Annotated in this window: 15 protein-coding genes; 14 read left to right on the top strand and 1 reads right to left on the bottom strand. The window is 70.1% G+C overall.

Annotation, left to right across the window (positions count from 1 at the left end):
• The 11 genes from ACFY30_RS34030 (at nt 1) to ACFY30_RS33980 (ending at nt 9,767) form a co-directional block, all read left to right on the top strand.
• Nucleotides 1–498, top strand: a complete 498-nt coding sequence (locus tag ACFY30_RS34030; RefSeq protein ID WP_390848997.1) for an ATP-binding protein — start codon at nt 1–3, stop codon at nt 496–498.
• Nucleotides 499–731: 233 nt separating this feature from the next.
• A complete protein-coding gene (locus tag ACFY30_RS34025) occupies nt 732–989 on the top strand; it encodes a WhiB family transcriptional regulator (protein WP_390849087.1) in 258 nt (85 codons plus the stop codon).
• A gap of 152 nt (nt 990–1,141) precedes the next feature.
• The gene (locus ACFY30_RS34020; protein ID WP_390848996.1) at nt 1,142–1,360 is read left to right on the top strand and encodes a DUF5999 family protein; all 219 of its coding nucleotides are present in this window, start codon (nt 1,142–1,144) and stop codon (nt 1,358–1,360) included.
• A 74-nt stretch (nt 1,361–1,434) separates the two neighbouring features.
• Nucleotides 1,435–2,217, top strand: coding sequence for a hypothetical protein (locus ACFY30_RS34015; protein WP_390848995.1), 783 nt, complete (start codon nt 1,435–1,437; stop codon nt 2,215–2,217).
• Between the two features lie 223 nt (nt 2,218–2,440).
• A complete protein-coding gene (locus tag ACFY30_RS34010; RefSeq protein WP_390848994.1) occupies nt 2,441–3,733 on the top strand; it encodes a hypothetical protein in 1,293 nt (430 codons plus the stop codon).
• A gap of 225 nt (nt 3,734–3,958) precedes the next feature.
• Nucleotides 3,959–4,330, top strand: a complete 372-nt coding sequence (locus tag ACFY30_RS34005; RefSeq protein ID WP_362997503.1) for a hypothetical protein — start codon at nt 3,959–3,961, stop codon at nt 4,328–4,330.
• 117 nt (nt 4,331–4,447) lie between these two features.
• Nucleotides 4,448–5,854 (top strand): hypothetical protein, encoded by a 1,407-nt coding sequence (locus ACFY30_RS34000; RefSeq protein ID WP_390848993.1) that lies wholly within the window; start codon nt 4,448–4,450, stop codon nt 5,852–5,854.
• A 2-nt stretch (nt 5,855–5,856) separates the two neighbouring features.
• A complete protein-coding gene (locus tag ACFY30_RS33995; RefSeq protein ID WP_390848992.1) occupies nt 5,857–6,255 on the top strand; it encodes a hypothetical protein in 399 nt (132 codons plus the stop codon).
• Nucleotides 6,256–6,338: 83 nt separating this feature from the next.
• Nucleotides 6,339–8,891 (top strand): hypothetical protein, encoded by a 2,553-nt coding sequence (locus ACFY30_RS33990; protein ID WP_390848991.1) that lies wholly within the window; start codon nt 6,339–6,341, stop codon nt 8,889–8,891.
• 35 nt (nt 8,892–8,926) lie between these two features.
• Nucleotides 8,927–9,154 carry a hypothetical protein gene (locus ACFY30_RS33985; protein ID WP_362997511.1) on the top strand — a complete coding sequence of 76 codons (228 nt, stop codon included), beginning with the start codon at nt 8,927–8,929 and terminating at the stop codon, nt 9,152–9,154.
• 88 nt (nt 9,155–9,242) lie between these two features.
• A complete protein-coding gene (locus ACFY30_RS33980; RefSeq protein ID WP_390848990.1) occupies nt 9,243–9,767 on the top strand; it encodes a hypothetical protein in 525 nt (174 codons plus the stop codon).
• Nucleotides 9,768–10,087: 320 nt separating this feature from the next.
• Here ACFY30_RS33980 and ACFY30_RS33975 read toward each other — a convergent pair whose 3' ends face one another.
• A complete protein-coding gene (locus tag ACFY30_RS33975; RefSeq protein WP_390848989.1) occupies nt 10,088–10,315 on the bottom strand; it encodes a hypothetical protein in 228 nt (75 codons plus the stop codon).
• On the opposite strand from ACFY30_RS33975, the gene ACFY30_RS33970 reads away from it, so the two are divergent.
• The 3 genes from ACFY30_RS33970 (at nt 10,314) to ACFY30_RS33960 (ending at nt 13,800) form a co-directional block, all read left to right on the top strand.
• Entirely contained in the window at nt 10,314–12,692 is a 2,379-nt protein-coding gene (locus tag ACFY30_RS33970) for a DNA translocase FtsK (RefSeq protein ID WP_390848988.1), read from the top strand. The two genes, ACFY30_RS33975 and ACFY30_RS33970, sit on opposite strands and share 2 nt — an antisense overlap.
• A 243-nt stretch (nt 12,693–12,935) precedes the next feature.
• Entirely contained in the window at nt 12,936–13,073 is a 138-nt protein-coding gene (locus ACFY30_RS33965; RefSeq protein WP_390848987.1) for a hypothetical protein, read from the top strand.
• Nucleotides 13,074–13,137: 64 nt separating this feature from the next.
• Nucleotides 13,138–13,800: a hypothetical protein gene (locus ACFY30_RS33960; protein ID WP_390848986.1), complete on the top strand. Its 663-nt coding sequence runs from the start codon at nt 13,138–13,140 to the stop codon at nt 13,798–13,800.
• The last annotated feature ends 39 nt before the right edge of the window (nt 13,801–13,839 follow it).

Here is a 13,839-nt window from a genome sequence, read left to right as displayed (position 1 = left end):
GTGACCGCCACGGTCTTCGGCACTGGCACTCTGCACGCCGCGGCCGTGGACGAACGACTCGTGGTCCCCGACCCGGTGCCCGGTCTGGTGTTGACCGAGCGGCGGCGCGGCTTCTGCGCTCAGATGACGGCCTCCCCGGAGGCCTTCAGCGCTGTTCGCCTGCTGACCCGCTCGGTGGCGACGACGTACGGCGCTGACCCGGGCCTCGCTGATTCCGCCGAACTCGTGGTGTCCGAGCTGATGGGCAACGTGCTGCGGGCCAGTTCGGAGAACGAGCCCGTCCTGCTGATCGCCGAGGTGTACGCCGTCCCGTCCGGCGTCGAGGTGATCGTTCACGACCCCGTGCCGGGTCAGCCGGACCGCCGCGATGTCGCCTTGGACAGCGCCGAGGCGATGTCCGGACGCGGTCTGCACCTGCTCGACCTGCTGACCGATTACTGGACGGTCGAGCCGTCGCCGCTCGGCAAGCAGATCAGGTGCCGCCTCCGGGCTGAGTAACACCAGCTGTCGTACGGGGCGGACGGTCGGAAGGTCAGCCTCTGCCACTGCAGCACCACCGCACAGGCGGGGCCGGAGATCACCGCGTCCAGCCGCCCCCATCCCCCCGCAGCCCCAGGGACTCCGCGTTCCTGGGGCTGCCCGTATCTGCGATCTCAACGGAGGACCCCATGCAGGACATCCAGGACCTCGTCAGCCTCTCCGCTGCCCACATGCCCGCCTCCGAGGCCGGCATCGACTGGCGGCACCGCGCCGTTTGCCGGGAGGAAGACCCCGAGCTGTTCTTTCCGATCGGCAACACCGGTCCGGCGCTGCTGCAGATCGAGGAGGCCAAGGCTGTCTGCCGCCGCTGCCCCGTGATGGACCAGTGCCTGCAGTGGGCGCTCGAGTCCGGTGAGGACGCCGGCGTGTGGGGCGGCCTGTCCGAGGACGAGCGCCGGGCGATGAAGCGCCGCGCGGCCCGCAACCGGGCTCGCCAGGCTGGCGCCTGACCGCACATCACCTGCAGCCCCTGCCCAGCCCGTCGCCACCGGCCCGGCCATCGTCGGCCCGGTGGCGGCGGAGAACGCAGGGACCGATCGCCCCAGCGCCTTTGGCGCCCGCTCCGGTCCACACCGTCCCCGACCCCCTGAAGGAGTTCGTCATGACCGTGACCCCCTCGTCGCTGTGCCGGCACGAGCCGACTTGCCCGCCTGCTGACAGTCCCGACCGCGAGGCCGCGCAGACCGTGGCCAGCCACCCGGAGCAGGGCTGGAGCCTGCTGTGCAACGGCCTCTTCGTCTTTGACGACACCGGTGAACTGCTGCCCGACGGACAGATCGTCGCCCCGTGCCGTCCCGTGCCGGTTCCCGCGACCGCCTGATCCCATCCCGGGCATCCCGCCTGCTTTGCCTGTGAGCCCGGGAGGGCCCCGGGCTTTCGATCATTGGAGGATCGATGGCTGAGCTCATTCCCCTCAAGACACCGCTGGACGACACCGGTCTGATGCCCCGCTACCAGCCCGGCACCACGACGCGGGCCGCCATGGCCACGGACATCTCCCGCTACCACCACCCGCTGTTCCTCCGGTCCGAACCCGGACGCTTCGAGGGCTGGGTGACCTACTCCTTCCGCGCGTTCACCGGCCTGGAAGAGCAGCCGCAGATGTCGATGGAGGCCATCCGGGACACGACACTGACCCGCGAGCAGTCCACCGAGCTGTCGAACCAGTACGAGGCCGCGCGGGTCCTGTGGTCGAAGGCGCGGTTACGGCGGCAGGCCGGACCGCTCCTGAAGCAGGCCGCTCCGCTGTGGGAGGCATGGACGGCCGCCCACGGACAACTCGTGGCCGCCTTCCGGGAGTTCTGGACCACCGAGGACGGCCGCTGGCGCGCCCAGCTGCTGCGGCTCACCGACGCCGAACGCGCCGCCGAGTCCGCGGCCGAGGCCTTCGACGAGATCGCGGAGAAGCTCACCCAGCTCGCTGAGGAGCAGATCCAGGTCGCGGGTGAGGACGAGGACCTTCCGCTGAGCACCATCGCGAAGGAACTCGGGCTGGACGACTCCGACTGGCACATCGCCTGGCACGGCGCCTACACCTCGTCCACGGCGAGCTGGCGCGGCATCGGCGACCGCCTCATCGACAAGGTCCACAAGGAGATCGACGCGCAGCGCGAGCGGCTGCGTGAGGTTCAGGTCATGGCCGGCGAGAAGGACCTGAGCGACAGCGAACTCGTCTGACACCCACCCCGGGGCCATCTCGCCCCGGGGCTCCCTGTCGGTCCTGCCGATCTACCTCGGCGGGACCGGCAGGGAGCAGCAGGGACTTCCCCCGATCCCGTGCTCCACGGCCGGCCTCCCCGACGGGAGGCCGGCCTTCATGCTGCCGGGCCCGGTACGACCATCCCCCCCCGTACCGGGCCCGGCCCCCTTGTCCCTCAACTGCCTTCAGGAGTGATGAACCATGACACCCACACCCACCTCCACTTCCCCTCCGCTGGAGGCGAAGCTGACCCGGGGCCAGCGCATCATCCTCATCGCTGCCGCTGTGCCGATGGTTGTCTTCGCCGGCCTCGGAGCGTGGGGCACCTACAGCAACATCACCGGCGTCTTCCACCGCTCGGCCACCGCCTGGGGTGTGGTCGCCGCCGGTGAGGGCGCCACGCTGTCCCTGGCGCTCGTCTACGTCGGGCTGACCCTGCTGGGCCAGTCTTCGCCGGCCGCCGTCCGGGTCGGGCTGTGGCTGCTGCCCGCAGCGGCCTCCGGCACCGGCGCCGCCGTCGCGCAGACCGCTACCGAGGCGATCGTCTTCGCCGTCACGCCGCTGGCCATGTGCTCCTCCGCGGAGGGCATGGGACTGCTGGCCCGCCGCATCGTCATCCGGGTCACCGGCGTCGACATGGAGGCTCAGCGCCGGAATGCGAAGACGATGCAGCAGCTCGCGTACCACCGTGCCCGTGCCGCGAACCACCCCGACGAGAAGACGCGCAAGGAGTCGGAGCTGAAGTCGTGGGACTTGGCCAAGAAGGTCGGCACGGGCGACGCGACGCTCGGCGCGGGCCTCGTGACGGTTCAGCGGGACCGGATGACGGCAGGCGCGAACGACGCGCTGGCCGGCATGTTCGACCTGACATCCGTCACGCCCGCGCTCACCGCATCCGTCACGCCCGCGCTTCCCGGCACGACGGGGCGAGACGGTTCCGGCACGGGGTCCGTCACGGACCAGGCGGTCCGTCACACCGACGGCACGCACTCCGTGACGAACCCGCCGCCCCGTGACGCCGCCGTCACGAGCGGCCCGGAGGGTGCGACGCAGGCAGGCACGCAGGTCAGCGGCGACACGACCGTGCGGCCGTCACAGTCCACGGAATCCGTCACGGACACCGTGACGCACACCGTCATGGGCTCCGTCGCGCACGGTGTGACGGAAACCGTCACGGTCGACGGCTCCGTCACGCCCGGGTCCGTCACGGACGAGACGCCGTCACAGGAGTCGTCGCACACCGTCACGCTCGAAGAGGTCGCGGCCGTCGCGGGCGTGCCCACCCCGGTGACGGGCGAGCGGCTGACCGAGGCGCAGCTCGAGGTCGTCCTGCGGCACCTGCGCTACTCCGACGACCCGCCGCTGTCCTACCGCCAGGCCGTCGCCGCCTTCCGCGACGCCGGCTTCGTCGGCGGCGAGGAGCGGGTGCGCCGCGTCTGGGGCCACCTGATGTCGCACGAGGAGTCCGAGACGCCCGAGAAGACCGACGCCTGAGCGGTGTCCGGCACCACCAGTGAAGGCCAACTCGCCCCGGCGGGTTGGCCTTTGCTGCGACTGCCGGAAGCAGTCGAAATCGGTGCAAAGCCATCCGATGAGTGAGCTGGTGAGTGACCCGGTGAGCGGAACGTTCGCAGACCCGGCAAGCAGACCCAGCGAGCAGACCCGGCGCCCTCTGCACCCCCACCCGACCCCCGAACGAACGGAGGAAAACCAGGTCCGATGGGCGGATCCGCGTACTGGACAAAACAGATCAAAAAGGCGGACGCGCGATCCCCCAAGGAGGGTGCGATCAAGCGACTGGACCGACTTCACGGCGTGCTGCGCGGACTCGATCCGGCGGCCGCCAACCGCGCCTGGCGCGACGTCGGCAGCCTCCTCCAGCAGACCACCGACCGCCACGCGGTACGCGGATCTGCGTACTGGACGAAGGAGATCAGAGAGGCGGACAGGAGGTCCGCCAAGGAGGGTGCGATCAAGCGACTGGACCGGCTGCGCGGCGTGCTGCGCGACCCCGATCCGGTGATCGCCAACCGCGCCTGGCGCGAGGTCCGCGACGCCCTCCAGCGGATCACCGACCGCTACTCGCGGTGATCGTTCACTCATTCATTCACCCCGGGGGGAGATGAACGCGACCGGGCCCTACACGCGTACGTACGCGCACGAGGGCCGCGTTCACTCCCCCCGGTTGCACTCCGTGAGGGGAATGCGATGGAAGTTCTGCTTCTCGCGGCGTGCGCGTGGCTCGTCCACACGCATGGCGCGCAGAGCGAGCAGGCGAAGCTGGGGCTGTCCCCGGCGCAGCGAGACATCCTTCGGGAGAAGACCCGGCACGAGAAGTCCGTGCAGAAGATCGCCGACAAGCACGGCGTCGCTCCGCCGGCCGACCGCAAGCCCGGTGTCTCGCCGTGGAAGGAGGCGCCGGCCTCGGAACGCGACCCGGTGCTCACGCTCCCGGAGGCGTTCCGGTCGGGCTACCGCGGCCACACCCGCATCGAGCGGGTGGCCACCCCGGTGGGGCGCCGCGCCGGCCTGTGGACCGCGCAGGGCGTTGCCTGGGCCCAGGACACCGGAAGGGGCGCGCTGCGCGAGTACCGCAAGCGCCGTCGTGCCAAGGGCGACCCGGACCCGGCTCCGGTGCTCGTTCCGCTGCCTCCGCGCGACCCGCCGGCGGTGCCGCCGATCCCGGCGGACCCACCGACGGCCGGAACCGGCAGCGGCAAGGGCGACGGGGTGTCCCTGGCGAGGCCGGACCCGCCGTCGGCTCCTGAAGCGGGCGAGAAGCCCCCTGAGGGGGCCTCTGAGCCGCCAACGGACACCGAGGGGGACTCGGGAGCCACAACGGCCCCAACGGCCCCTGAGGGAGCCGCAGATGGCCCCGTACCGGTGCCCGGTCCCCGCAGCTCGAAGGAGACGGACCCGGCAACCGGCCAGGCACCTCGACGGACGAATCCGGGACTCAAGCCCATCTACATCCCGCTCGAAGACGACGCGGAGAAGGCCCAGGAAGCCGTGACGGAACCCGTCACGGCAGAAGGGACGCCCGTGACGGAATCCGTCACGGACCCCGCGACGCCCGTGACGGATCCCGACCCGGCCGTCGCACCTGCCGTGACGGATCCCGGAGCGGCTAAGACCGAATCGACGAACACCAAGGAACCGGCCGCCGCCGGAGGAGGAGTTGGGCGTATGGCAGCAGAGGTGTCGTACGAGTCCGTTGAAGAGGAGAGCGACGAGCTCTCCCTGATGTGCGAGGACGACCTGGTCGTGTACGAGCGCATCGGCAAGCGCTGCCAGCGGGAGATCTCCCGCGGCGACGCCCTGCTCGTGGCCATGGAGCGTGTCGGCTTCGGACCGAAGGTCATGGGCTGGGTCACCCGCGGCAAGGAGCAGTACGGGGTGATCGACAGTCAGCTCGACGAGCTGAAGTCGAACACCAAAGCCCAGGGCGAGGCCGTCGTGAAGGCCAAGGCCCTCCTTGTGGCCGGCCAGGGCCTCTACGCGGGCATCGCCAAGGACATGGAGTCCGTGGCCGAGCGGGAGGTCTACATCTCCGACGCGGTCGATGCCGAGGACACCTCCGCGGGCACCGAGGTCTACGAGACGAGGGGAGCCTGACCATGAGCGAAGCCAAGGGTGGTCTCGGCGCGATCGTCACCTACGCCGCCGTCCTCGCAAGGGCAGCGGCGTACGGCATCCGCGCAGCCAACACCAAGCGGGCCGTCGAACGGCTCAAGTCCCGCTTCGACGAGCGTGGCGCCTCGGCGAAGTACATGTCCGACGCGATGACGGTCCTGGAAGTCGACGCGCCGACCACCACCGCGTACATGGAGGTCGCGACGCTGACGGAGGCCATGTCGGCGAACGTCGGCACGATCGTCTCGGCGGCCGACACGCTGTCCACCGTGGCGCAGGGCCTGGCCGATGAGACGACGGCCCAGCACGGCCGGATGGCGGACGCCAACCGCACCCACCACGTGCCGATGGCCAACCGGCGCTTCATCAAGCCCGAGCAGTAAGCGCCAGACACGTACACCACCAAGGGCGGGGGCCGCAGTTGCGGCCCCCGCCCTTGTGACATCCCGGAATCGGAGAAAGCCGGATGGCAGCGACCACTGAAGCGACGAAGGAAGAAGAAGACACTCCGCAGGAGCTGACCGGGCTGCGCGCCCGGGCGGCCCAGATGCAAAACCCCGGCCTGTACGTGGGGTCCGGTCTCAGCATCGCCTCGAGCCTGCTGTCTGGCGACCCGCTCCTGTTCACCACGATCGGTGCAACCGGCCTCGCGGCCGGCTGGGCCGCTCTGGCAATGAACCCCGGCCCGTGGCGCTGGCTGCCCGGGCACGGCGAGCCGTGGGAGTGGATGGCCCGCAGCAGCCGGCGCGGCTACCGGCGCAAGGTCCGCCGGATGCGCCGCCGCCTGGCCCAAGGCGACGGCTACGGCCCGTCCGTGGGCAGCGACGGCATGCTCGTGCCGACCATCGGCATCGCTGACGGCTGGCGCCACCGGGACGACCGCGCCGCTCTCGTACGCGCGGCGAAGGCCGAGGCCTACCGCAACCGCTGCGCGAGGCTGCGGCGGATGTGGGCCAAGGCCCTGCCCGACTGGGAGCGCGGCTGGTGGCGCCGGTACACGCCCGCCGAGATGGCGCTGCGTGCCGGGCCTCTGGCGGCGATCCCCGCGAGCGGCTTCATAGACGTGCCCTGGTGGGCCCACATCGTTACCGCGCTCGCCGGATCCTCGTGGGGATCGTGGGTGTGGGCCCGTCCCGACTTCCAGGTCTCCCCGGCCGGACACCCGGAGGGAGCGGGGTGGTACCTGGCGCGGTGGGATGAGTGGATCGCGTGCGAGCGCGGCCCGTTGCCCGATTCCAAGCTCGTCGACATTCACCTGGACGACGACAAGCTGACCGCGATCATCGTGTCCACCACCGCCAGGCCCGCGCTGTCCGTCGGGCAGGACGAGATCTCGATCGCGTTCGACGTGCCGCCCCGGGCGGTCAACGTCTACCGCCCCGACGACATGTCCGCCAGCCGTGCCAAGCTCACCGTCCGGCTGCGGGCAGCCGCCGCCGAGGACCTGGACATGGACGACTTGCCTGCGGTGTGGCAGGAGTTCGGCCCGTACATGGGCAGCGAGCTGTACGACGTGCAGGAGACGGAGTACGGCCGCCAGTTCAAGATCCTGATGCCGCGTCGGGGCTCCTCGGTCGCCGAGGTACAGCCGCGCAGCATCGCTCAGGCCCTGGACATGCCCGGCGAGGACGCCGTCGCCCGGCTTCACCTGCGCGTGATCGACGCCCGCAGGATCGAAGTCAACGAGATGAGCACCAACCCGCTGCAGGAGGGTGTGGCGCTCGACCTGCGCGCTCTGACCATGGACGAGCAGGGCTACGTCACGGTCGGGAAGGACATCTACGGCCGTCCGGCGAAGTGGCGGCTGCTGAAGTTCGACCCGGTCCGCCGCGGCCTGTCCGGGCGGCCGTCCGCGTCGGCGGTGCACTCGTTCGGCTCCGGCACCACCGGCGCCGGCAAGACCTCCCTGGAAGAGGACCTCCAGGTCGCCCAGCGAGTCAACGGCTTTATCTCCTGGCTGGCCGACGGCAAGGGCGGCGCCGGGTACGCATCCTGGTTCGGAGATCTCGACTGGCTGGTCAAGTCGCCGGTCGGGGCCATGCTCATGGGCCAGTCCGCCACCCGCGTCAGCGAGTACCGCTACAGCGAGCAGATGAAGATGCAGTGGCTGGACGCGGAAGGGTTCATCGAGCAGGGCCGGTCGTTCTTCGTGCCCGGCGAGCCCTTCGCACCGATGGTCGTCACCTGGGACGAGTTCAACGAGATGGTCCTCAAAGACCCTCACGCGTTCCACGTCAAGCCGCTGACCCGGGCCATGTCCAGCGTGGGCCGCCTCTCCCGGGCGGCCGGCCTGTCCGCACGGGCCTGGGTCCAGATCCCGAACCTGGACTCCATCGGATCGGACGCCAGCGCGAACGCCATTCGCGACATGCTCCAGTCCGGGAACATCGGCCTTTTCCGCACCGCGCGCGCCGACGTCGACGTCATGTCGCTCGGCTCCCGCACCCCGGAATTCCGTCTGGAGCCGCTCCCTGAGCGGTTCCCGGACGGGTCCGAGACAGGCGGCCTGTTCTACCTCGCCGACGGAAAAGCCCAGTACACCCAGTCCCGGGCCATGTTCCACACCAACCCGGCCCGCGTCGCCCGCGGGTTCCCCATGGCGACCCTCTCCGACCCGGAGGCCGAAGCCGCCGGCGCCGCGTACCTGCGCCGGGAGGAATACCGCTACCTGGACGCCGCCGAGGAGGAAGCCTTCCTCCTCGACCTGATCAAGCAGGAGCAGTCCAAGAACAGCCCGCACGCCACGGTCATCGACCTCAAGCCCGCGCCGGCCGCCACGGATGAGGACGGCGAAGACGAGGACCTGGACGAACTCGTGCCGCTCACCCGCACCCAGAAGGTCTGGTACGCGGTCGACGGCGGTGCCCGGCGCAACAAGCAGATCGCCGAGGTCACCGAACTCCAGCCGTCGAATGTCGCGAACGCCACGACCCGTCTGGAACGGCTCGGGAAGCTCACCAAGATCGACCGCGACTGGCACACGGCCTCCCCCCTCGACGACCAACGCGTCGACGCCTGACCCCACCCCGCCCTCACCGAATTGGAGCTTTCTCCATGAACATCACCGTCACCGGACTCTTCGTCCTTGTCTGCATCGGCCTCGGCATCTGGTTCAAGAGGGACAGTTCCTTCCGCCGCCGGGAGTTCCTCGCCGTGTCCCTGTTCTGGATCCTCGCGGTCGCCACCCCCTGGGGTGCCACGGCCGTCGAGAAGGTTCAGACCATGATCGGCAACGGAGTCCAGTCCGCCTCCCAGACCGTCAACTCGGTCTCGTCCAAGTAGAGCGCCACCCCACGAAAGAGGCGGCCCGCACCCAGCGGGCCGCCTCTACTGCGTCCACCCCCGACCCCTCAGCAAGGAGACACGCCACATGGCCGACGACCTCGCACGCCTCGGGCGGGGGCAGACGGCTCAGGAAGCGGTCGACGAGGCGCGCATGCTGGCCAACTGGTACAGCAGCAACGCCCCCACGACCACCAGACTCGTCGCCCCCGACCTTCCGCCGCCCAAGCCCGCCATGGGAGACGACGTGCCGTTCGATCGGCACGGACGACCGCCCATGTCCCAGCGGGCCACGGACCACGCGGCACTCGTACTCGTGTACTCGTTCGGCTCGCTGCCGGTCAGCGCCGCCATCTCGCTGGTGCTGTGGCGGCTGGCTCACGTCAGCCCGACGACGCTGACCATCGTCGGCGTAGGCACCGTCGGAGTGATCACATCGATCGGCGTCGCAGCCCGCATGATCGGGCGCGCCGTACGCGACGGCGCCTCCGCCCTGCCGAACAACACGGTCAACCACTTCACCGGGCCGAACTACGTGCAGCACAACGAACTGCACACCCAAACCAAGTGGTTCGGCACCACCCACAACGAACTCCCCGGCGACCAGGAGTGACGTTGGCCCCGCATGACGCGCAGAACGACCTCGCCTGATTCCGCAACACCCCGCTCCACCAGTGATCGGCCGTTCTCCGTACGCCCCCGCTCGCCGCCCCAACAGGCGGAACCGCGGGGCCGTGCGGTGTCCGCCCGGCCACCCAGACCGCGTACTGGCGGTCCTCGCCACCAACTTCCCTTGCCGGGGCACCGCACCCCCGTCTCTCGCTGGCTGCCGTAGTCCTCATCGCCTTCGCCGGCCTCGCGCTCGTCATGACCCTGCTCGCGTAACGGCAGAAGACCGATCCGCCAGGTCCCCCTCACCCAAGCACCGCCTGCCTACCCAACCTCCATGGAGGCCACTGTGAAGAAGACCCCCACCAAGAAACCCGCCGCGAAAAGGGCTCCCGCCAAGACGACACCCGCCAAGACGACACCGGCCAAGAGCGCACCGGCGAAGAGGGCCGCGGCGAAGAGGACGCCCGCGAAGCGGGCCCCCGCGAAGAGGACCCGCGCGAAATCGGCGCCCACCCTTACCAGGATGGTGTCCCGGCTGTTCCGAACCATGGGGCGGAGCGCCAGGAACCTCGACCCGGCACACCGCAAGGACGGCGCTGCGCTGCTCCTGTTCGCCCTCGCGCTGATCGTCGCCGCGGGCACCTGGGCCGACCTCAAGGGCCCGGTCGGCGACCTGGTCGAGATCCTGGTGACCGGCGCCTTCGGGCGGCTCGACCTGCTCGTGCCGATCCTGCTCGTGGTGATCGCCGTCCGGCTCGTCCGGCACCCCGAGAAACCCACGGCAAACGGCCGTATCGTGATCGGCCTGTCCACGCTGCTGATCGGCCTCCTCGGACTGATCCACATCGCGTCGCACTCGCCCGCGCGGGACGACGGCATGCAGGCCATTCGGGGCGCCGGCGGACTGATCGGCTGGGGCGTCGCGACCCCACTGACTTACACCGTGAGCAACGTGCTGGCCGCCCCGCTGCTGGTGCTGCTCACGGTCTTCGGGCTGCTGGTCGTCACGGCCACCACGGTCAACGCCATCCCGCAGCGGCTGCGGGCGCTCGTCGTGCACCTCGGCGTCGTCCAGGAGCAGACAGCCGACATGCCCAGTGCGGACGACGAGCGAATCCCGGAGCAGCGGCACGAGCCGCCGCCGACCGCGCGCACCCGCCGTCGCGGGCCCGTCGAAGTGGCGTACGACCCCGACGGCGTCAAGCAGGCGGCCCTCGCGCCGCGCGGGAAACTCAAGGCCGCAGCAACGCCGGCCCCCGCTGCACAGCCGCCCGCGACGACGTCGACTCCCCTGGTTGTCCCCGACCTCACCAAGGCGTCGTCCGCTGGCGAGGAGCGCGATGTTCCCCCGCGCGCGGAACAGCTCCGGCTGTCCGGTGACATCACGTACGCGCTGCCCTCGCTCGACCTCCTCGCGCGCGGCGGGCCCGGCAAGGCGCGCAGTGCCGCCAACGACGCGGTCGTCGCGTCACTCTCGAACCTCTTCTCCGAGTTCAAGGTCGACGTTGCCGTCACCGGCTTCACACGCGGCCCGACGGTCACGCGCTACGAAGTCGAGCTCGGCCCGGCCGTGAAGGTCGAGCGGATCACCGCGCTGACGAAGAACATCGCGTACGCCGTCGCCAGCCCCGACGTGCGGATCATCTCGCCGATCCCCGGCAAGTCTGCGGTCGGCATCGAGATCCCCAACACCGACCGCGAGATGGTCAACCTCGGTGACGTGCTCCGGCTGGCAGCGGCCGCCGACGACGATCACCCCCTGCTGGTCGCGCTCGGCAAGGACGTCGAGGGCGGCTACGTCATGGCCAACCTCGCGAAGATGCCGCACATCCTGGTCGCCGGAGCCACCGGCTCCGGCAAGTCCTCGTGCATCAACTGCTTGATCACTTCCATCATGGTGCGCGCGACCCCCGAGGAAGTGCGCATGGTCCTCGTCGACCCCAAACGCGTCGAGCTGACGGCCTACGAGGGCATCCCCCACCTGATCACGCCGATCATCACCAACCCGAAGCGGGCCGCCGAGGCCCTCCAGTGGGTCGTACGGGAGATGGACCTGCGCTACGACGACCTCGCGGCCTACGGGTTCCGGCACATCGACGACTTCAACGCCGCCGTACGAAGCGGCAAAGTGAAGGCGCCGGCGGGCAGCGAGCGCGACCTCCAGCCGTACCCGTACCTGCTGGTGATCGTCGACGAGCTCGCCGACCTGATGATGGTCGCCCCCAGGGACGTCGAGGACGCGATCGTGCGGATCACGCAGCTCGCGCGCGCGGCCGGCATCCACCTGGTGCTCGCCACGCAGCGGCCGTCGGTCGACGTCGTCACCGGTCTGATCAAGGCGAACGTGCCCTCCCGGCTCGCCTTCGCCACCGCCTCGCTCACCGATTCGCGGGTCATCCTCGACCAGCCCGGCGCCGAGAAGCTGATCGGCAAGGGCGACGGGCTGTTCCTGCCGATGGGAGCGAGCACGCCGGCCCGTATGCAGGGCGCCTTCGTGACCGAGAACGAGATCGCGGCCATCGTCCAGCACTGCAAGGAGAAGATGGCGCCCGTCTTCCGGGACGACGTCGTGGGCACCCAGCAGAAGAAGGAGATCGACGAAGAGATCGGCGACGACCTCGACCTGCTGTGCGAGGCGGCCGAACTGGTCGTGTCCACGCAGTTCGGTTCGACGTCCATGCTTCAGCGCAAGCTCCGGGTGGGCTTCGCGAAGGCCGGGCGGCTGATGGACCTCATGGAGTCCCGCGACATCGTCGGTCCCAGCGAGGGCTCCAAGGCGCGCGCCGTCCTGGTGAAGCCGGATGAACTGGACGGGGTGTTGGCACTGCTCCGTCCCATACCTGGCAGTGCGCAAGAAGAAGACGCGGACACCGACAGCCTCCAGGAGCGGGGTCGGACCGCGACTGGCGCAGAGCGGCGGCAATGAGCCGCTCCCGCCGCCTTGGAGTCTGCGGGCAGCAAGCTGACCGCAGCGATCATCACGCCTTCTCCGCGGCAGTGCAGGGTGCGACCAAAACTCGGGCCCGGGCACTTCAGCGCCCGGGCCCGTCATGGTCGGCCCGACCAACACCCCGACCACGGCAGCTCAGACAACACGTTGCCTGATCGTGACCGGTGGTCGGGGCTGATGGTCGCCGTCCTGGTCGGGGCCGAAGGGTGAGGTGCCCCCATGGACTTCACGCCCGCGCTCGCCTCGGACGGCAATGCAGCAGACAACCTCATCGGATCTCAGGACGAGCACGTGACCGTCGCTGGTCAACGCGACGTGCACCACCGGCTGTTCGGCCACCTTCCGCAGGCCGCCTGATCCCGGATCGGGCGGCCTACCGCTTTTGCATCCCACTCCCGGACTCCCCAAGGAGGAGAACCCCATGGGCAAGACCATGCGCACCACCGCCGCCATCGCCATGGCCGGCTTCGAAAACGTCGTCCTGCTGGCCGCCGCCGGAACCGGCGGTGTACTGGGCTACAACGCGCCGGCCCTGCTGACCGCCGCCGGAGTCGACGGCTGGCCGGGCAGCACCACGCCGACCTGGGCCGCCTTCTGCGCAGGCCTCATCGCAATCGCCTTCGCCTTCGGGGTCAGCGAGCTCCTCGACTCGTTCATGTCGCCGCTGCGTGCCCTCACCCGCACCTCGACCTCCCCGGCCTACGGGCTGGACACACAGGAGACGGACGAGGAGCTGCCCACCGACGCCGAGGAACTCATCGACCGCCTGACCGAGGCCGCCCGGGCCGGCGGCGCCCACGAGGCCGCGATGTACTCCGGGAAGATCGACCCCGCCGGGAACCTCCTGCACAAGGCCAAGCTGTGGGTGGGCATCGACGGCACCAGCGCCCTGTTCCCCCTCACCGACGGCGCCTACGTGCACTACCGCAAGAACGAGGACGGCAAGTTCGCGACCCACGAATACGCCTTCGTCGTCCCGGAGACCGAGGACGAGCCGGTCCCCGTCACGTCCATGGACCAGGTGCGTGGCCTCCTGGAGCAGCACCTCAACCGCGAGGTGTGGGACGAGCCGGTCAGCGCCTGACCTGCCGGACCCCTGTGCCGCCCCGACCCCTCGCGGGCC

Origin of the sequence: Streptomyces sp. NPDC000345 (genome assembly GCF_042898825.1) — a bacterium.
Classification (GTDB): Bacteria; Actinomycetota; Actinomycetes; order Streptomycetales; family Streptomycetaceae; genus Streptomyces.
The sequence above is the reverse complement of the archived record's forward strand: the minus strand, read 5'-3'. Positions and strand labels throughout refer to the sequence as shown.

Bases quoted from the DNA above. Each gene is read 5' to 3' on its own strand.
- ACFY30_RS33980 (WP_390848990.1), top strand. From the start codon at position 9,243: ATGGCCGACGACCTCGCACGCCTCGGGCGGGGGCAGACGGCTCAGGAA.
- ACFY30_RS33960 (WP_390848986.1), top strand. From the start codon at position 13,138: ATGGGCAAGACCATGCGCACCACCGCCGCCATCGCCATGGCCGGCTTC.
- ACFY30_RS34010 (WP_390848994.1), top strand. From the start codon at position 2,441: ATGACACCCACACCCACCTCCACTTCCCCTCCGCTGGAGGCGAAGCTG.
- ACFY30_RS33970 (WP_390848988.1), top strand. From the start codon at position 10,314: ATGGGGCGGAGCGCCAGGAACCTCGACCCGGCACACCGCAAGGACGGC.
- ACFY30_RS33965 (WP_390848987.1), top strand. From the start codon at position 12,936: ATGGACTTCACGCCCGCGCTCGCCTCGGACGGCAATGCAGCAGACAAC.
- ACFY30_RS34000 (WP_390848993.1), top strand. From the start codon at position 4,448: ATGGAAGTTCTGCTTCTCGCGGCGTGCGCGTGGCTCGTCCACACGCAT.
- ACFY30_RS33975 (WP_390848989.1), bottom strand. From the start codon at position 10,315: ATGGTTCGGAACAGCCGGGACACCATCCTGGTAAGGGTGGGCGCCGAT.
- ACFY30_RS33995 (WP_390848992.1), top strand. From the start codon at position 5,857: ATGAGCGAAGCCAAGGGTGGTCTCGGCGCGATCGTCACCTACGCCGCC.
- ACFY30_RS34020 (WP_390848996.1), top strand. From the start codon at position 1,142: ATGACCGTGACCCCCTCGTCGCTGTGCCGGCACGAGCCGACTTGCCCG.
- ACFY30_RS34005 (WP_362997503.1), top strand. From the start codon at position 3,959: ATGGGCGGATCCGCGTACTGGACAAAACAGATCAAAAAGGCGGACGCG.
- ACFY30_RS34015 (WP_390848995.1), top strand. From the start codon at position 1,435: ATGGCTGAGCTCATTCCCCTCAAGACACCGCTGGACGACACCGGTCTG.
- ACFY30_RS33990 (WP_390848991.1), top strand. From the start codon at position 6,339: ATGGCAGCGACCACTGAAGCGACGAAGGAAGAAGAAGACACTCCGCAG.
- ACFY30_RS33985 (WP_362997511.1), top strand. From the start codon at position 8,927: ATGAACATCACCGTCACCGGACTCTTCGTCCTTGTCTGCATCGGCCTC.